Source organism: Bacillus cereus (assembly GCF_002577405.1).
Taxonomy (GTDB): Bacteria; Bacillota; Bacilli; order Bacillales; family Bacillaceae_G; genus Bacillus_A; species Bacillus_A cereus_AU.
In genome coordinates, this window is record NZ_NULR01000002.1 from 223,969 (window position 1) to 241,583 (window position 17,615).

A 17,615-nucleotide genomic window follows, 5' to 3' on the forward strand; every position below is an offset into this window, starting at 1 on the left:
GTACACTCCTTATTTATTTTCTGAAATTTCTTCAGTTTCTCCAGTCGTCTCTGTATCTTCCTTTTTCTCATCTTCTGGATTTGTTTCTGTTATCGGTTTATCTGAAACTCTTTCTACAAAACGAAGTGAGACAACTTGATTATCAACAATAAGCTGCACATCGTTATTTTCAGCAAGGCGAACTGTTTCCACCTGACCAGTCACTTGCTCTCCCTTATCATTTACACCTCTAACGTACTTCCCTAAAAACTTCATTCCGCCATCTAGCGCTGTCGAATACATCGTCGTTCTTAAAGAGTCAACTGCTTTTGTCATATTTTGCACTTGTTCCATAAGAGATAACTGTGCTGTCTGATTCATCATTTGATTCATATCCATTGCATTGAATGGATCTTGATGTTGGAAACTCGCTAAAAAGAGTTTTAGAAAATCATCTTTCCCCATTACACCAGGAGTTTTTTGCTCTCCTGTTGAAATTCCATTCGTTTGTTGCACTGGTGATTGTACACCATTAATAGACGCGTTATTGTTCTGTGCTCCTGCTTGCAATGGAATATGATTTGTACTCGTTGTATTTAATCCAACTGTTGGCACGCTTTATTCCTCCAATAATCCCGCAAATTCTTTTGATTGTTTTTTCTCATGTTTCGTACTTGCTAATTTCTGTTTTTGCCTTTGCTCTTGTTCTCGCTGTTCTTTACGATTTTCATCTTTATCTGAATAGCTAATTTGAATATTGATTTCTTTTTCTTTTAGCTTTAGTCTCAATTCATCGAAAATGATTTCAACACGCTTTTTCGCATCGTGTTTTTCCATTTCTACATGAACATCAATTTGATCTCCATGTTTTTTCATAAACACAGTTACTGTACCAAGTTTTTCTGGATTGAGCTGGAATAAAACACGTTCTTGTTTCACTACAAATTTTTGCAGCGCTTCTACTTGCGCTTCCATTTTCTTTCCTAAGTCAGGTAATGAAACCTTATCAGCGCCACTATTTGATTTTCCTATTTGATCCGTACTCGTCGCTTTATTTAATAACTCCGCGCCCGCTGAACTCGAATCGTTTAATACATCAACTTCTGGCAACTCTACCTTCACATCATCGCTCTCTAATTCCGGAAAATCTATGTCTTTCGACTCTTCTTGTTTCTTTGCGATATTACAAGTTTCTGTTTCTACAACTTTCAATACTTGCATCGTTTGCTCCGGCATCGTCACTTTGTCTAACACCATTTGCATTGTATCTTCTAAACATATTGCATTTTTAATATTCATGTTTGAAAGAAGCTCTTGCAATTGTTGTAATTCAGCTGCGGGCAATTCGTTAAGTTTTATATTTCCATATTCTTTATATAACTCTTGTATTTTTTGTATGTATTGATATAACAATTCTGGTTGCACACGTAATTGCTCAATTGCAACCATTTGCTCAGATACAGCTAATACTAACTGTTCCGTCTCTTTTTTTTCTTCTTTCTTTACAATAGGCTCTTCTTTCGTTACCGATTTTTTAGAAAGAATATAATCTTTTCGCTCTTCTTCTGGTGCTTCTTCTTGTTTTAGTTTCTCCGTGTTCGGCTGCTTTTTATTTTCCATTCTCATCACACGATCGAATGAAGAATTTTCATTTTTCGATTGTATTTCTAGCCCTGTTTCTTTTTGCGGAGGTAAACTTTGTTGCACCGGTAATACAGGCTGTATCACTACATTCACCTCATCCATTCATACACATTTTCAAATCAAGAAGCATTTTTTCTTCTAGCTTTTCTTGTACTTTTACAAGCTTCTTACAATCTTCTTGATATATTTCATCAATAACACGTTCTTTTTCTTTTACTTGCTCTAAAAGGCTTTCATTTTTTTGAATAAAACCTTCTGTTTTTTTAATTTTACGATTCCATTCTTCTATTCTTTCAGGTGAAAACGTATGTGAAGAAAGCATACCAGCCCTAATACGTTGCCCAGTTTGTACGACTTTACTACGTGATTTCACAACATATAAATCATATTCTTTTTTTCGTTCTATTTTTCTTTTTTCAGCTGTTAGTTCGTACACTTCTTTTAAAATATGTTCTTTTTCTTGATTTATTTGCAATTTTATCGTGTCGTACTGCTGCTTATCCACCTGTTTTCATAGCCCCTTCCTATTATAACGCTCTCTTTTTCTATTATATAGTTTTTTTCCAAAAAAATCTGTGAAATATTAAAAAACAAAAAAATAAGACCTCCGAGTATGAGGCCTTATACTATATGGTGTATCGCTTGAACAATATCATCAAATTGGAAGCGATCCGATCGACCTTGTTTTAAAAACGTATTTATACCTTCTACTTTATTTTTACATTCAAAAACATAAGCATTTTCTTCATTTTCTTGAATTGTTCCTAATTTAAAATACAATTCATTTTCTTTATAAATAGATAAGATTTTTCTCATTTCATTTGCAAGTTGCCAATGGTTAGGCGACACGATTTCTTCCATAATCCTACTTACTGAATCTAACACTGAAATCGCAGGATAATGACTAAGCGTTGCAAGTTCACGTTTTAATACAATATGTCCATCTAAAATACCACGTGCTAAATCTGGTACTGGCCCATTTAAATCATCCCCATCAACGAGTACTGTATAAATGCCCGTTATAGATCCCTTTTGCGTTTTCCCAGATCGCTCTAACAGTTTCTTCATATAACTTTCCATTAAGAGTGTTTTACCACCAATCGGTAACTCTTTAACGGCAATATCAACGCTTCTGCGCGCATCAGCAAAACGGGTAACTGAATCCATCATAAGTAGTACATTATTGCCTTGATCACGGAAGTATTCGGCGATAGATGTTGCAAGCTTAGCTGCACGAAGTTGCATAAGGTGACTTTCATCTGACGTCGCTACAACAACGACGCTCTTCCTCATACCTTCCTCACCTAATTCTTTTCGAATAAAATCTTTTACTTCTCGGCCACGTTCTCCTACTAAACTAATAACGTTAATATCAGCTTTTGCGTTTTTCGCGATCATTCCAAGTAAAGTAGATTTACCAACACCTGATCCAGCGAAAATACCAATCTTTTGACCGATTCCAATTGTTAACATAGAATCAATTGATTTTATTCCTGTTTCAAATACATCAGTAATCTCTTCACGTTCAAATGCATGAATAGGCGGAGCATCTAATTTCATTTTCTGTAATGGCATGTTTTCAGCGTCCTCATTTAACACTTCACCATTTGCACTTAACACTTTTCCGAGTAAATGATTACCGCGAGGTACAACAACATCTTCTGCAATTAATGTAACTGAATCTCCGTAACATACTTTTTCTGTCTGTTCAAATGGGAGTAACATATTGTTTTCTTTTTCAATCGCAATTACTTCACATAAAACGCTATGTTCTCCAACAAGACAAACATCTCCAATTTTCGCCTTTGGTCCTTTCGCTACGAAAAACTGTTCTTGCACACTATGAACTTTTCCGACTTTCGTATAAAACGGTGTTTCAATAAACGTATTCCATTTACTATGTTCATTTATGAGCTTGTTGTTCATACGTTTTGCTCCTCAAACAACTTCTCTTCTTCCCATTTCTGACGAAGTTTCGCAAATATAGGTGCAAATTTAAATTCGAAAAACTCTTTCTCTTCTTCCAGAACAAATTCACCAAACTGTAGGGAGAAATCATATTTCCATTCTACTAATTGTAGTAACCAATATTCTTTCGTATTTTCTTTCTCTTCTTGAATACGTTCAAATGTTTCTGGATGTACTGTAATGACTAATTTCTCAAAAGAAGTAGGCAATGTTTGAACGATGCCAGTTAAAATAGGTAACACATCCAGTAATCGTGAATCTACTGCTTGATTCACGATTTTTTCTGCTAGTTGAAAAGATTGATCCCATAATAACTCTGTCCATTCGTATGTTGTTTCTTGTTGCTCTTTTTGAAACTGTATACGCGCTAATTCCATCTGTTCCATTTGTTCATGAATATGCATTTGAAACTCTTCTTTATCTTGCAATAACTGCTGACGCTCTCGTTCTAGCATTTGCTGCTCTTGCCTTAGCTGATTCATTTCAATATGTAACGATTCTTGCTGCGCGCGAAGTTCTTCATGATCTACTTGTATTTCTTCTTGGGCGTGAACTGATACTGGTTTCGGGAATTGCAATTCATACGTTTCTTCAGAAAAAGAAACAGAATTCTTCGGAATTCTGTTTTTAAATAAGGACATCATCTTCACCTCTTTGAACGATAATTCTTCCTTCTTTTTCTAGCTTTTTAACTGTACCTGTAATCGTTTGCTGTGCTTTTTCAGCATCCGTCATCTTAAGCGGTCCTAAGCCATCTAATTCTTCTAGAATCATCTCTTTACGGTTTGAAGACATACATGTAAATAATTTCTCTTTAATTTCTTCTTTTGCAATCTTAAGTGCTTTCGCAAGAACACCGTTATCTGTAATTTCTTCTAATACACGGCGAAGCGCAAGGTCTTCAAGGCCGAGTAAGTCTTCAAAGACAAACATATTTTCTTTAATTTTCTCAGATAACTCATAATCGACTTCATCCAGCTTTTGAAAGACTGTTTTTTCAACACCTCGTGAAACATTATTTAAAATGTTCACTATCGTTTTCAAGCCATCTGTTTTATTAATCGCACTAAATGCCATATTATTTAATTTTGCTTTTAATAACTCACCAATTTGATTAATTAATTCACCATCTACTTGTTCCAGTTTCGCAATACCCATTACTGTTTCTACTCGTTTATGATCTGGCAATCTCTCAATTAATTGAGAAGCAAGCTGCGGCTTAATATAAGAAGCGATAATCGCAATCGTTTGTGGCGATTCCTCATTAAGCACTGTAAGAAGTGGTTCTAAATCAGTTAGTGAATTTAAGAATTCAAATGGATTATCTTTGTTATACCAAAGGTCTTCCAATAATTTTTCTAGCTCGTCTTCTGGCATATTTTTAAATATGCGACGAATATATTCTTTATCTGGAGTGACTAAGTTCAATTCTTTTACATTTAGCTCATATAAGAACTCCCCTAGTACATTTTCTAACGTTTCTGGTTTATATACACGAAACTTCGCGATTTCACGAAGTAACACTTCTTTTTCCTCAGCCGTCATATATTCAATGACTTTTGCCGCCACCTCTTCATTTAATGTACGAATGAGGATGGCAGCTTTTTCTTTGGAGGAGATTTCATCTAACATCGTTGTTCCTCCCTTACTGTCCGTTTAACCATTTTTTAATTACTTTTGCAGTACCTTCTACATGTTCTTTCGTAGCATCCTGCACTTGTTCATCTAACGTTGGTTCTTTCGGTTCTTCTGGTTCAAGTTTTACTTTTGGCTCTGGTACTATTTTTTCTTCAGGAATTTCCATAATACTTTCACTACTTGCAGCAACTTCCTCTTCTGCTAAGTATTCTTCATATTCCTCTTCTTCTTTCTTTTTCTTACGTCTCGCTAAGAAGAACCATAATAAGCCACCAAGAGCTAATAAGCCACCTGTAATTCCACCGAATAACCACCAGTTCATACCACTTTTTTCTGGTTCTTTCGGCTTCTCTTCTTTCGGTTGATCAAACTGAACAGTTACAACGTTAACTTGACCATTTGTAAAGTTACCATTCGGATCCGCTTGAAGCCCGGCTGCTGTGCCGATCGCTTCTTTGAAAGTTGTCATATCAATTCTTCGTTTTGCTAACGTATCATTATCTACCCATACAACAACATTTGTTTTCGTTAATTCTGGGTGTTTTTTAATCGTTTCAACTGTTTTATCTATTTCATAGTTTTCAGTTTTGTTACCACTTTTATTATCGTAGACGATTTTACCATTTTGATTATTGTTCGTACCGTAATTTGGTACTTCACCGTTCGCTGTAATACCAGCGCTCTGCTTCGGATCTGCTCCTTCTTGCGCAGTAGAGCTTTCCTCTTGCTCTTGTTTACTACGAAGCACACCTTTATCGCCGTATTTTTCTGACTGACGTGTAACTTCATCGTAGTTTACAGACACTTTTGTATTCACTTTATATTCATTTGGTTTAAACATCGTCAGTAACGTTGCATCAATATCTTGCTTTAATTTACCTTCAATTTGATGCTGCATCTCTACTTCTTTTTCATAAGAAGAGGAACTATTAGCATTTGCTTCATCTGCTCCTTTTGAGATAATACCTTTTTTGCTATCAATAACACTTACTTCTTCTGCTTTTACGCCAGGAACTGCCGCACTAATCATTTGCTGTATACCCGCAACTTGATCTGCCGTTAATAGTTGACCACGTTTCACACCAACCGTAATCGCCGCTGTTCCTTTTGCTTTCTCTTCATCAAAAATTGTTTCTTTTTCAGGTAATGTAATTTGAACTGTTGCCGTTTCAACTGTTGCAAAATTCCTTACAATATCTTGCTCCAATTGCTTTTTTGTACCGACAATTTGCTTCATTTTTTTATCTTGCTCACTTGAACCGAGCGAGCTTTCTAATAAAATTTCCTCACCGCTTTTCGAATTAAACGGTAAGCCCATTCCATTCATTTCTTTTCGAACCCATGGAGCATCATTCTTTTGCACACGAATCGAACCATCGGCTGCCAATTGGTAATCGACACCTAGCTTCGATAATTCTGCTGTAATCTCTTGCTTATCTGCATCATTTAAATTTTGATATACAACAACATATTTATCTGGCAAGGTGAAGTATAAAAGTGCTCCTGTTACAATTGCTAAAAGCGCAGCACCAATGACTAACTTATGCCACGTTTTTAACGATTGGAAAACATTTTTTATCTTTTCCATTTAAACACACCCGTCCATTTTCCTAAATTTGCATATTAATTAGTGACTTATAATTTTCGATAAGATTATCACGTACGAGAGCAGCCGTTTTCATTTGGGATTCAGCTTTCTTTTGCTGAATTAAAACATCATGTGTTTCTCCTACCCCTTTTGTTAATAAATCATATACCGCTGTTTGCGCATTGTTTTGCGTTTGATTCATATCTTCCAATAAATCGATAAACTTTTTCCCCGGAGCTACAGATGTTTCCGAAGTTTTCGGTGCACCAATTGACTGAATCGCTCCAAATGGCTGTGCATTTAACATTGGTTGGATTTTCATATCCCCAGATTCCCCCTTTATCCTCTGCCGATTTCTAAATCTTTATCAAGCATTTTTTTATTCGCATTTAACACACTTGTATTTGCTTCATACATTTTTTGGGCAACCATTACATTCGTCATTTCAGCAGTCACATCAATATTCGGATAACGTACATATCCTTCTTCATTTGCATGCGGATGTGTCGGGTCATACACTAAGTTTTCCGTTTTATCTGCTTCAATACTTTTTATTTTCACTCCGTTAGTAGGAGCCCCGTCTAACATATTCGCAAAACTATTATTATTAGATTCAAGTACTACACTACGGCGCTCATACAAATCTGCCCCTGGAGCTGCTGTTGTATTCGCATTTACAATATTGTTAGAAGTAACTTCCATCCACTTTCTCGCTGTCGTTAGCCCTGAGCCACTTGCATTAATTGCCTGAAACATCGTTGTCTCTCCTTCTACTTTTAACGCCCACGTGCTGCTTGGTTAATTGCATATTGTGTATTAATCGCGTTAATTGAAATACCATATAATTGGTTTGCTTTCATTAAATCTAGCATTTCTGTCGTTACATCCACACTATTTCCATCTTTATTCGTTTGCATTGACTTCGTTTGAATATTTGCATATGTATTTTTCGTATTTACTGTCGGCAAGTGCATTTCATTCGTTTGATATAAATCTGGATTGCTCTTTAAATCCGCAGCATTGTTCTTATATAAAGCACTACTCTTATTCATTTGCTCAGCAAATGTAACGTCTTGTGCTTTATAGCCAGGTGTATTCGCATTTGCAATATTACTAGAAACAGTATTTCGTTTCGTCACTAAATAATTCATATAGTGGCTTACATCACTCACTAAATCCGGCATATTCCACACCCTTTCTTTTCTAACTTGTCATTTTGAACATAATGATCCACTGATGGAAGTTTCACTTCATTATTTATTTTCTTATATGTATTTATTAAAATATTAACGATTATGTACCCTTACATATTTTATTCCATTTTTTCATTGTTGTCTTTAGAAAAATACAAAAATATGAAAAAGAATACAAAAAAACTGTATACGCGCAGTAATCTATGTAACATTTCAATATATTTACGACAATCCGTAGTTTATTTTCATATTTTTTAGATTACTTCTATTTTTTACAGTCATAAAATGAAACCTCAATCAGCGGAATTCTTTATTTAAACGACGGAATGGATCCCCTTTTAAAAAGGGGCCCATTTCCAAACTTTATTATTAATATTTACCGTAAAATGAATTTGCTTTCATTCGCCCATCATTTGTCATAATCATTTCTTCCAAAATCTTTTGCTTATCTCGAATATGCTGGGCCGCTTTAATAATTAATGGACTTACTTCCGCTGCAACTTGCGCGCGCGTTTCTTCATCCAATGTCATCATCCAGCGATTCAACATCGCACTCTTCTCTGCAAACTCTTCATCTGATACTTGCAATTCACCAATTCCGTTAAAACAGCCGACAAACGTTCGATAAATATCATTGTTCATTCTCAAGTGCTCCACGGTAACCGTCTATTAAATCTTGTAGCACTTGTACAATTGCATCAATGTCTTTTGCTTCACGTGTTACTTTCATCGTTTGAATTTGAACGCTAATCCAATCGTATAAACCATAAAGACTATCATATAAATCCTTTGTAATATCGGGATTTAATTGTAACTTTAACTCTTCAAAAATACGTTCTAATTTTTCAAGAATAGCATCGCCATCTTGTAATTTAAAACCGTTTAACAAATCTTCTAATTTACGAAACTCTATGATACATCTTTCATAAATATAAATTGTATTTTTAATCGGATTACTCGTCATAATATCATTTTGCATATAACGTTGCCATGCTTGCATATAATCACTTCCTCACATTTCATTAATCGTCACTTTTTGTTTTTGTCATTGCTTGAATTGTCTTCAGCTGACTATCAAGTAATGCTAACTGACTTTCTAGTTTTGCATATTTATCGATAATTGTTTTTTGTTTTTCCTTATTAATTGTATCAATATCTTGAATTTTTCTCTCTAAATCAGTTACTTGCTTTTCAATGCTTTTAGAGCGTTTCCCAATAATCCCTTCATCTCCAAATATACCATCAAACTTTTTCTCAGCATTATGACCTAAACCATTGAGACCAAAGAAAAATTGTTTCGTAGTTTCTGGATTCTCTTTAAAAGCAGCTTTTAATTTCTCTTCATCAAGTGTCATGTTCCCAGATTTATCAATTTGAATCCCGAAAGAAAATAAAAATTTATCATCTTGAGAAAATTTAAAAATACTTGTCATTGCATTACTGATTGCAAACGAAACATTATTACCTTGCATCACTCCATTTTCACCAGCAAATAAATCTAAACTTTTAACAGCCTTATTATACTCATCTTTCATTTTTTTAATTAAATCTATCGAATTTTTTATATCAGAATCTTCGATAGTTAATGTAATTGGCTCTGTAGTTACCTTTTCTAAATTAATGGTTAATCCTGGCATCGCATCTATCTTATTTGTCTTACTAGTCCCTTTAACTCCATTTATTGTATATTCAGCATTTGTCGCTCCTGTCACTTGATGTGCAATGTTATTCACTCCATCCGTTGTTTCAGAAGTAACCAATCCTATCTTTTGTAAAAATCCATTTGGACCATCACTTAATTTTAACTTCCCGTCTTCTCCGGCAGTAGTAGATGTAAAAAACAGTTGATCGCCTAACGTATATACTGATGCACCATAATTTCCGTTATTAATTTTATTGACAAGATCTTTATACGTCATATCTTTCGAGATTTCAACTTCTTTTCCATTTATCTTAAATACGTCATCTACTCCAAGTTTTAAATCTAAACTAAATTTTTCTTGTGTACCTTCAGGAGTTTTTGGTGGAGTAAGTGAAGCTGTAGTTATTTGATGCCTTTCTGCTAATCGTTCTACTGTAATTGTATGAGTTCCAGAAATTGCAGCAGCATCCGTTTGTGCTGTCATAAACCCATCTTTCGATAGCGTTATTTTCTTTTCATCACCTTTAAATGCGTGAAAATCTTTAAATACTTGCATCAAGTTTCCAAACTCTTTTTTCATACTTGCATATATATTATTTTCATTTGTTAATGTTTGCTTTTGTGTAGTATATGGTGATTTTCTCATTTCCAAAGCTTGTAGCTCTAAATCTACTAACTTAGATGTATCTATCATGTTATTTCCTAAATTCCATATTTGCTGCCTGCCACCATAATCAGATATTGTTCCTGCCATCTTCCTCACTCCTTATCCTTTACATATAATCTAAAATACTCGTTTTACTCATCGTACTAACCGCCTTAAGCGTCGCTTCGTATGTTGCGTTTATGTATGCTAACTCTGAAATAGCTGCTGCTAAATCCACATCTTCAATCTCTTTACGATTTTCTTGTAGCGCTAAGTTTTGCTCGCTTAAAATCGTCTTAAACGTATCAACAGTGTTCATCGTTGAACCAACTTCCGTCGTACGGTTAATGACACTATCTAAGTTTTTCTTATTTTCCTCTAAAAACGGTTGTAATGCTTTTTGATCACCGCTTTGCAAAGCATCTTTCATCTTAGCTAACGTTTGAATAACTGGAGTTAATAACTCATCACCTTTACGAAACGCTTTAATTTCATAGCCGTCATTCAGCTTCCACATTACATCCTTTTCGCCACCTTGATATGTACCATCATCCGCAAATGGCGGTTTCTCTGCACTATCCCCACCAAAAAGGTAACGACCTTGTTCTTTTGTATTCGCTAAATAGACGACTTGTTTTAGAATTTGATCTACTTCTGTTCCAATTGCTTTCAATTCTTTTTCACTATTCGTCCCATTTAATGCTTGTATCGTTAATTGATCTACTCTCGTTAAAGACTTCACAATACCTTGCAATGTATTTTCTGTTTGACTTAGAACATTTCTAGAATCCGCTATATCTTTCTGCATTTGTTCAATATTCGCCAATGAATGTTGAATCGCAAATGATTTACCCGCTGCAAGTGGATCTTCACTCATAAGAAGGTTTTTCTTCCCTGAAGTTACTTGATTTCGGTGGTATTGTTGTTGTACATTCAAATCCATTAACTGACTCTTTGCCCAGTTTGCATTTTGAAATGTAGATACTCTCATCTCTATCTTCTCCTTTATCTATATTTGAAGTAGCGTGAAGAAGAAACCACAACTATCTACGGTAATTTCCTTCTCTAACTTCACTGGCCCCTCTCTCCCAACATACAGAAAGAGCCTTTTTGTTTTTATTTAACTTATGAAAGTTATATTTACTAAACATGAATTTCCTATTAGCTAACTTACCCAATAGCCACCTCATATCTCTGGGCTTACTTGGCTTGGTCCACTTAAAGGCTCTGTCCGCTTCTATCCTTCGCCGGATTCTCTCTTCCAGCATAAAGAAAGAGCTTTTGTTTTTATTTAACTTGTGAAGGAGATATTTGCTAAACATGGCTTTCCAATTAACTAACTTATCCTATAGCCATCTCATATCTCTGGTCTTACACGGCTTGGTCCACTTAAAGGCCCTGTCCGCTTCTATCCTTCGCCGGATTCTCTCTTCCCACATAAAAAAAGAGCTTTTTTCTTTTTATTACATGTTATCTAATAATCGAAAATAAACTATCAAACACTTCATTCATCGTAGTAATAGCTTTAGAGTTCGCCACGAAATATTTCTGGAAAGCCATTAAATTAACCATTTCCTCGTCCATATTCACGCCTTCGATACTCATTTTTTCTTGCTGAATACCTTCTAATAAGTCCTTATGTATATTTTGGTAAGCATTTACTGAACTTTTATCAGAAGCTACACCAACTAAAAGTTGATCTAAAGCTTTCTTATACGTCAGTCCACCCTTATAGTCTTTTTCTGTTATACCAGCAAGTTCGTTGGCAGTTTCAGCTGAAATTTTCATTTTTGAAATGTCTTTTGTAAAATCAGGGTTTATTTCAATCTTTTTTGCATCTTCTCCTACAAAGAACTCTTTTTTCATAACTGTATTCACTTGTTGTTTTAACGAATTTACAAATTCATTTAGATTATCTTTATAACCAGTAATCTTTGCTTTCGTATCAATTGCCGATTGAATTGCCCCACCACTTAATGGAATATCTGTTCCGTATATTTGTACAGACATAGGCTCTTTATTCTTCTGTAATTGAAGTGGATATGTATCTTGACCATTTACAGCTAAAATACCATTTATTCTAACACTTGTGATATTAGGATTTGTAGATTCATAAGATACTTCGATATCTGCATATTTAGACATTTCCGTCGTAATACGATCACGTTCATCTAATAGTTGATTCGGTACTTGTGTGCCTGCTTGACCAATTTTCTTGTTCGCTTCTGCTAAACTAGCGGCAAGTCGATTAAACTCATCTACGTGTGCTTCTATATCGGCTGTTGTTTGCATTTCTATTTCTTCAAATTGCTTAGCAAGACGATTTACTTGATTCGTAAACTTCCCAGTTTCAGCAATTAATGTATCGTAGTAGTTTGATTGCTCTGGATTTTTTGCAACTTCACGAAAAGCATTGAAGAATCCGTCCATTAAACTAGATAATGAGTTTTCCCCTGTCGTCCCGACCATAGACTCTACTCGTGCCAAAGTAGAATTCATGTATGCATAGTAAGAGAACTGTGACATTTGATCATTATATTGCTTCGTTTTCACTTCGTCTGTAATACGGTCAACGCCTAATACTTGTACACCGTAACCAATTCTCTGTTCCGGTGAATGGCCATTACTTGCTCCAGCTGATCCGTAATTCACCGCTTGACGCACATAGCCTGGTGTATGAATGTTGGATAAGTTTTGCTTTGTTGTTTGTAGTCCCATTTGGGCCGCTAACATACCTGATAGCGGGGTATTATAATCTGATAATCTCATAATGGTTCACTTCCCCTTTACAAAAGTTCGTTCATAAAGATTTGCGAATTATTGTTTCTCTCCAAATTATATTCAGAAACCGAATCCACAATACTTTCTGTAGTTTTTAATAGTACGTTTAAGTAATATTGATTTTGCAAAAGAATCATTTTTACATTCTCTTCTAATTCAACTATGTTTTTTTGTAATTTTTCCATTTTTTCAATTTCTTCATGAGAAAAATACGAAAATAACGCGCTCACGCGAAATGACTCAGCTCCCTGTTCTTTACAAAACTGAATAACCGTTTCTTCAAATGAGCTTGATAATTCTTTTAAACCATCAATGTACTGCAATTGCTCTACTTGCAACTTTTGAACTGCATTTACATTTTTATGTTTTAAATTCTCATATATTTGTTCTCCAAGCGTTTGAATGTTTTCATATGCTTTTTGAATAATAACGAGTTTTTCATATAATTGTATGTACATATAGCTTCCTTCCCTTTTATAAGACTAAATTTACAATTAAACCATGAATTTCCCCAATTTGATTTAACATTTCTAAATGTCCCGTTTTTGTATTAATTAAATTCATAACATCTTCTAATTCATTTAATCCCATTTCTGCCTGTTTCACAATCGTCATTTTCTGTGAATAGCCATAACGTGGATGACGAGACATAACATCTTTATATTGCAATACATTATCAACGTAAAAATTCAAAAATGATTTTACTGTATTTTTGTATTCCATAACATTATCAAGCGTTAATTCTAATTCTATTTTCTCTTTAATTTCTCCAATGTTATCAACAAACGCTTCCATTTGTTCTAGCAATTTATCTTTTTTCGGATCTGCATGCAAATTATCCGAAAATGCAAGTCCTGTCCTGACATTTGCTTCTTTCGGCATTTGAGTAGCAGGCGGTATATGCGATAAAATTGGGTTATGCGAGATAGAACGCAGCATATATATCACCTATTTATTTTTTTATTTCTTCCTAAAGTTAATCGTAAAATCCAGTTATTTATAATTATACTCTGAACACTAATATTTTGCAGTTATTTTTTATAGAAGATATGTTACAATTTAGCATGAGGTGGCACAATTCTATGAATATTTTTCTTTGTGGTTCAAATCAATTAACAGTATTAGATCAAGAAGAAATTAAAAAATTTTTAACTGACTATGCTCACAAACATAAAATTTACATATTATGTTATAAATCTATTGAAAATGAGGTTCTTCGTTTTTTCATCGAAAACGAAAGACTTGCTCAAAATTTATGTCTTTATACGCTACAACCATTACAAGCAGTTACAGATGAATTTCAAGAAGTCGTTGATTACTTAAAAAAACACGGAGCCGAGTACGTTGCTTTTAATCACCCTACCGAATCCATTTACCGATCAGATTATATGTTTTTTGTAAAACAAATTATTGAAGATACCGATTTAGTTCTCTGTTTTTATAATGGAGACAAACATACATCAGTCATTCCGGTTGACGTTGCAAAAGAAGCAGGGATTGATGCTGTCATTTATGATCTACCAGGTTTACATGAAAAGCAGATGAAAAAAAGCTTTGAACAAAAAATCCGTATGATGTAAAGGGGGAGGCACAATTTCGTTATTGTGCTCATTGTAACTATGATAATTGAACAAGATTATGATCATTTTATCGCGAGTTTTAAACAACAATTCAATATGGATATCGCTTCGTATAAACAAGATAGAATGCGCCGTAGAATCGATGCTTTTATTACGAGAAAAGGCTTTGAAAACTACACTAATTTTTTAAGCAATTTACGTGCCGATCAAAATTTATTTTTAAATTTTATTGACTATATCACAATTAACGTTTCAGAGTTCTTCAGAAATAAAGAACGCTGGCAAACGTTAGAGTCGAAAGCACTCCCAAAATTACTCGAACAAAATAATGGGAAATTAAAAGTATGGAGTGCCGCTTGCGCTGCCGGTGAAGAACCATATACACTCTCTTTAATTTTGTCGAAACATCTAGCTCCATTTCGCTATGAAATACAAGCAACAGATCTTGATTTTCATATATTAGAAACTGCAAAACGTGGGCAATATACAGAGCGTTCTTTAAAAGAATTACCTACCGATTTAAAAGAGCGTCATTTCACAAAAGAGAATGATATATATTCATTGCATCAAAACATTAAGCAAAACGTCACGTTCAAACAACACGACCTCTTAATGCAGTCATTCGATACAAATTACGATTTAATCATATGTCGTAATGTAATGATTTATTTTACAGAAGAAGCAAGAGTAAAGCTGTATGAAAAGTTTAGTCGTTCTTTACGAAAAGGCGGTGTGCTATTTGTTGGTAGTACAGAACAAATTTTAACACCTGAACGCTACAATCTTCAGCGATTCGATACATTCTTTTACGAAAAAATATAAAAAAAGGTCGTCACTTCAAATGCAGTGACGACCTTTTTTTTATATAACTCGAATCAAAATGATACAAACAACCCATATAAAGAGAAAAAGAAACGTCATAGACCATTTATGATCTTGCATCGTTCGTTTCAATGCCTGTGATAATTGTGTCATATTCATTTCTGCAAGCGCTCTCCATACACTTGCATCTCGCTCTTTAGCCGTGCGATCTGTACTGCTAATTAAAATGGTTTCATTAGACAATTTCGTTATATAAGCAGTAATAACCGTTACCATTAAATTTATATTTCCTTCCGATGAATCACTTTCCACTCTAGAAATGAGCGCACTTACATCTAGTAACGGAATATGCACCTTTCTACCAAATGATAGTTGTACTTCAGCGAAATCATACGTTCCGTCTAAGAGAGGCAGTTCTTTTATATGTGCCTGCTTAACAAGTCCTTGCAGGCTTCTCATTACTTGTTCAAATATTTTTTCTGTTTGCTTTCCTTCTCCAGATAACGTATGTAACTTTTTAAAGAGTTGCAACACCGTATCCATCTCTTTAGAAAGCATTTCCTTCATAATCTTTCCATCACCTAAACTTGCAAGTAAAATTCCTATTTCATTATTTTTCATAATGATTTTAGACTGTCCAGTAAACACTAGGTTACTACGCTTTCGTTCTTTCTGAATTTCATGTTCCGAAATAGCTGCAGGCTGTTTTAATGGTTGTAGCGTCTTATTTTCAATTGTTGTACGTTTAATTTCCATTTAAGCGCCTCCATTACTATGAAATAATTAGCCCCATTCTTTATTACTCTTTAAAACTAAAAACAGTACGAATAAACCTGACATTATAGCAAACACATTAGAAGCTTGTACTCCTTGTTCACTATTTTTTTCTTGTTTCTCTTCCTGTTCTTCTATTTGTTCTTTCTTTTTAGAAACGACTTGATTGTCATTTTTGCTTTCGTTCTCTTTTTGCGCCTTTACATTCGTTATTCCTTTGTTGTCTGGCAATGGCTCTTTTATAACGTAAGTGAAATCCTCTTTCTCTTTCAACGATTCTTTTATAAAATCGTTTACTTTCTCGTCTTGCTTTGGAATTTGAACAACTGGAAGTTTTTCTTCTGGAAGCGGAATCTCTACTTTCAAATCTTCCTGCTTCTCAGTTTCTTTCTTATCTTCTAACTTATTTTCATCCTCTTGTTCTTCTATCTTTTTATCATCTTCCGCCTTTTGCTCCAAAACAGAAACGATATATTCACTTTCCATCACAAGTTTATTGCCTGCTGCATCTATTATTTCTACAAATAGTTTGTATGGTCCAATTGGCAAATCATCCGTTATTTCGAATGATTTTTGCCAATCCATGTCGCGCTTATTGTAGTCTAATAAAAAGGTACTCTCTTTATCTTCTTTTCCTTTTAATGTAACGCGAGCTTCTTTCACAACCGATTCTATATCTGACGCTTTTACTCGTATATGTATAGACTCTCCCTGTTTCCGTTCAATTAAGTTCTCTTTCGCCTCATCAATAGTAACTTTATGTAACGTTGGCAATTCTGTATCAATAGTCGGTGTTTCATTTTTAATACGAATAAGCGGGACTTTCACTTCATTTTCTATGAGCTCTTCTTTCTCATTTTCTTTATAACTTTGAATGAGCTGAAGGTTCCAATCACCTTGTAAATCAAAAATCCCGGCTTTATAGTTAGCAATCCATCGCTTCGTTTCTTCTTCATACTCAAAGGATAGCATTCTTTCTTGTGCATATTGCTCGCCGTTTTTTTGTAACTGCAATACACCTTTCATACTTTGAATATTTTTCTCGTTTCGTTCTACAGTAATCCGCACTTCTTCGCCAACATTTAGCTCGGACTTACTTACTGTAATAACCCCTTGATCCGTTTCTATCTTTCTTTCAATATCTTGTTCATTCGCTACTTCTTTTTTTTCCTCTTCAACCGGATTCATTTCCACTCGTTCCGGCTGTTCTTGCACGTTCACTTCATTTGTATTTTGATCTGGCACACTTTGTTCTTCCGCCTTACTTTGCAAGGGAAAGAACAGACACACATGTATGCATAGCCAACCAATTAGAAAAAACTTTACGTTTTTCATCTACTAATTCAAACTCCTATTTCAA

Annotated in this window: 21 protein-coding genes; 2 read left to right on the top strand and 19 right to left on the bottom strand. The window is 34.5% G+C overall.

Annotated elements, in window-relative coordinates:
* Positions 1-9 precede the first annotated feature (9 nt).
* The 17 genes from COC96_RS04350 to COC96_RS04435 all read right to left on the bottom strand — a co-directional run bounded on the left by COC96_RS04350 (position 10) and on the right by COC96_RS04435 (position 14,018).
* A complete protein-coding gene (locus COC96_RS04350; protein WP_098267337.1) occupies positions 10-594 on the bottom strand; it encodes a flagellar hook assembly protein FlgD in 585 nt (194 codons plus the stop codon).
* Between the two features lie 3 nt (positions 595-597).
* A complete protein-coding gene (locus COC96_RS04355; protein ID WP_141536051.1) occupies positions 598-1,707 on the bottom strand; it encodes a flagellar hook-length control protein FliK in 1,110 nt (369 codons plus the stop codon).
* A gap of 10 nt (positions 1,708-1,717) precedes the next feature.
* Positions 1,718-2,128: a cytoplasmic protein gene (locus COC96_RS04360; protein ID WP_098267335.1), complete on the bottom strand. Its 411-nt coding sequence runs from the start codon at positions 2,126-2,128 to the stop codon at positions 1,718-1,720.
* Between the two features lie 116 nt (positions 2,129-2,244).
* Entirely contained in the window at positions 2,245-3,549 is a 1,305-nt protein-coding gene (gene fliI, locus COC96_RS04365; protein ID WP_098267334.1) for a flagellar protein export ATPase FliI, read from the bottom strand.
* Positions 3,546-4,232, bottom strand: a complete 687-nt coding sequence (locus tag COC96_RS04370) for a FliH/SctL family protein (protein ID WP_098267333.1) — start codon at positions 4,230-4,232, stop codon at positions 3,546-3,548. The genes fliI and COC96_RS04370 overlap by 4 nt, the downstream gene beginning before the upstream one ends.
* Positions 4,219-5,223 carry a flagellar motor switch protein FliG gene (gene fliG, locus COC96_RS04375; protein WP_098267332.1) on the bottom strand — a complete coding sequence of 335 codons (1,005 nt, stop codon included), beginning with the start codon at positions 5,221-5,223 and terminating at the stop codon, positions 4,219-4,221. The genes COC96_RS04370 and fliG overlap by 14 nt, the downstream gene beginning before the upstream one ends.
* 13 nt (positions 5,224-5,236) lie before the next feature.
* Entirely contained in the window at positions 5,237-6,817 is a 1,581-nt protein-coding gene (gene fliF / locus COC96_RS04380; RefSeq protein ID WP_098267331.1) for a flagellar basal-body MS-ring/collar protein FliF, read from the bottom strand.
* 22 nt (positions 6,818-6,839) lie between these two features.
* A complete protein-coding gene (gene fliE / locus COC96_RS04385) occupies positions 6,840-7,139 on the bottom strand; it encodes a flagellar hook-basal body complex protein FliE (protein ID WP_098267330.1) in 300 nt (99 codons plus the stop codon).
* Between the two features lie 17 nt (positions 7,140-7,156).
* Positions 7,157-7,573 carry a flagellar basal body rod protein FlgC gene (gene flgC / locus COC96_RS04390; RefSeq protein WP_098267329.1) on the bottom strand — a complete coding sequence of 139 codons (417 nt, stop codon included), beginning with the start codon at positions 7,571-7,573 and terminating at the stop codon, positions 7,157-7,159.
* Positions 7,574-7,593: 20 nt separating this feature from the next.
* Positions 7,594-8,010 (bottom strand): flagellar basal body rod protein FlgB, encoded by a 417-nt coding sequence (gene flgB / locus COC96_RS04395; RefSeq protein WP_141536050.1) that lies wholly within the window; start codon positions 8,008-8,010, stop codon positions 7,594-7,596.
* Positions 8,011-8,379: 369 nt separating this feature from the next.
* A complete protein-coding gene (locus COC96_RS04400) occupies positions 8,380-8,652 on the bottom strand; it encodes a flagellar biosynthesis protein FlgG (RefSeq protein WP_141536049.1) in 273 nt (90 codons plus the stop codon).
* Complete coding sequence (locus tag COC96_RS04405; RefSeq protein WP_098267326.1) at positions 8,642-9,010, bottom strand: flagellar export chaperone FliS; 369 nt, start codon at positions 9,008-9,010, stop codon at positions 8,642-8,644. Before COC96_RS04405 ends, COC96_RS04400 begins: the two co-directional genes overlap by 11 nt.
* Before the next feature lie 22 nt (positions 9,011-9,032).
* Entirely contained in the window at positions 9,033-10,406 is a 1,374-nt protein-coding gene (locus tag COC96_RS04410) for a flagellar hook-associated protein 2 (protein WP_098267325.1), read from the bottom strand.
* A gap of 19 nt (positions 10,407-10,425) precedes the next feature.
* Positions 10,426-11,289, bottom strand: a complete 864-nt coding sequence (locus COC96_RS04415; protein WP_098267324.1) for a flagellar hook-associated protein 3 — start codon at positions 11,287-11,289, stop codon at positions 10,426-10,428.
* 479 nt (positions 11,290-11,768) lie between these two features.
* Positions 11,769-13,067 (bottom strand): flagellar hook-associated protein FlgK, encoded by a 1,299-nt coding sequence (gene flgK / locus COC96_RS04425; protein ID WP_098768374.1) that lies wholly within the window; start codon positions 13,065-13,067, stop codon positions 11,769-11,771.
* 17 nt (positions 13,068-13,084) lie between these two features.
* A complete protein-coding gene (locus tag COC96_RS04430) occupies positions 13,085-13,537 on the bottom strand; it encodes a hypothetical protein (RefSeq protein ID WP_098267321.1) in 453 nt (150 codons plus the stop codon).
* A gap of 16 nt (positions 13,538-13,553) precedes the next feature.
* Entirely contained in the window at positions 13,554-14,018 is a 465-nt protein-coding gene (locus COC96_RS04435; protein ID WP_098267320.1) for a YaaR family protein, read from the bottom strand.
* Positions 14,019-14,161: 143 nt separating this feature from the next.
* On the opposite strand from COC96_RS04435, the gene COC96_RS04440 reads away from it, so the two are divergent.
* Positions 14,162-14,659, top strand: coding sequence for a flagellar motor switch protein FliG (locus COC96_RS04440; protein ID WP_098267319.1), 498 nt, complete (start codon positions 14,162-14,164; stop codon positions 14,657-14,659).
* Between the two features lie 39 nt (positions 14,660-14,698).
* Entirely contained in the window at positions 14,699-15,481 is a 783-nt protein-coding gene (gene cheR, locus COC96_RS04445) for a protein-glutamate O-methyltransferase CheR (protein WP_141536048.1), read from the top strand.
* Positions 15,482-15,520: 39 nt separating this feature from the next.
* Here the strand turns inward: cheR and COC96_RS04450 are convergent, their stop codons facing one another.
* On the bottom strand, positions 15,521-16,237 hold the full coding sequence (locus COC96_RS04450) for a hypothetical protein (protein ID WP_098267317.1): 717 nt from the start codon (positions 16,235-16,237) through the stop codon (positions 15,521-15,523).
* Positions 16,238-16,264: 27 nt separating this feature from the next.
* On the bottom strand, positions 16,265-17,590 hold the full coding sequence (locus COC96_RS04455) for a transglycosylase (RefSeq protein ID WP_098267316.1): 1,326 nt from the start codon (positions 17,588-17,590) through the stop codon (positions 16,265-16,267).
* Positions 17,591-17,615: the final 25 nt, after the last annotated feature.

What these genes read in the sequence shown, in the direction of transcription:
- COC96_RS04410 (WP_098267325.1), bottom strand. Translation starts at nt 10,406, where the DNA reads ATGGCAGGAACAATATCTGATTATGGTGGCAGGCAGCAAATATGGAAT.
- COC96_RS04415 (WP_098267324.1), bottom strand. Translation starts at nt 11,289, where the DNA reads ATGAGAGTATCTACATTTCAAAATGCAAACTGGGCAAAGAGTCAGTTA.
- cheR (WP_141536048.1), top strand. Translation starts at nt 14,699, where the DNA reads ATGATAATTGAACAAGATTATGATCATTTTATCGCGAGTTTTAAACAA.
- COC96_RS04400 (WP_141536049.1), bottom strand. Translation starts at nt 8,652, where the DNA reads ATGAACAATGATATTTATCGAACGTTTGTCGGCTGTTTTAACGGAATT.
- COC96_RS04370 (WP_098267333.1), bottom strand. Translation starts at nt 4,232, where the DNA reads ATGTCCTTATTTAAAAACAGAATTCCGAAGAATTCTGTTTCTTTTTCT.
- COC96_RS04435 (WP_098267320.1), bottom strand. Translation starts at nt 14,018, where the DNA reads ATGCTGCGTTCTATCTCGCATAACCCAATTTTATCGCATATACCGCCT.
- flgK (WP_098768374.1), bottom strand. Translation starts at nt 13,067, where the DNA reads ATGAGATTATCAGATTATAATACCCCGCTATCAGGTATGTTAGCGGCC.
- COC96_RS04440 (WP_098267319.1), top strand. Translation starts at nt 14,162, where the DNA reads ATGAATATTTTTCTTTGTGGTTCAAATCAATTAACAGTATTAGATCAA.
- COC96_RS04455 (WP_098267316.1), bottom strand. Translation starts at nt 17,590, where the DNA reads ATGAAAAACGTAAAGTTTTTTCTAATTGGTTGGCTATGCATACATGTG.
- COC96_RS04450 (WP_098267317.1), bottom strand. Translation starts at nt 16,237, where the DNA reads ATGGAAATTAAACGTACAACAATTGAAAATAAGACGCTACAACCATTA.
- COC96_RS04430 (WP_098267321.1), bottom strand. Translation starts at nt 13,537, where the DNA reads ATGTACATACAATTATATGAAAAACTCGTTATTATTCAAAAAGCATAT.
- fliG (WP_098267332.1), bottom strand. Translation starts at nt 5,223, where the DNA reads ATGTTAGATGAAATCTCCTCCAAAGAAAAAGCTGCCATCCTCATTCGT.
- fliE (WP_098267330.1), bottom strand. Translation starts at nt 7,139, where the DNA reads ATGAAAATCCAACCAATGTTAAATGCACAGCCATTTGGAGCGATTCAG.
- fliI (WP_098267334.1), bottom strand. Translation starts at nt 3,549, where the DNA reads ATGAACAACAAGCTCATAAATGAACATAGTAAATGGAATACGTTTATT.
- COC96_RS04405 (WP_098267326.1), bottom strand. Translation starts at nt 9,010, where the DNA reads ATGCAAGCATGGCAACGTTATATGCAAAATGATATTATGACGAGTAAT.
- flgC (WP_098267329.1), bottom strand. Translation starts at nt 7,573, where the DNA reads ATGTTTCAGGCAATTAATGCAAGTGGCTCAGGGCTAACGACAGCGAGA.
- fliF (WP_098267331.1), bottom strand. Translation starts at nt 6,817, where the DNA reads ATGGAAAAGATAAAAAATGTTTTCCAATCGTTAAAAACGTGGCATAAG.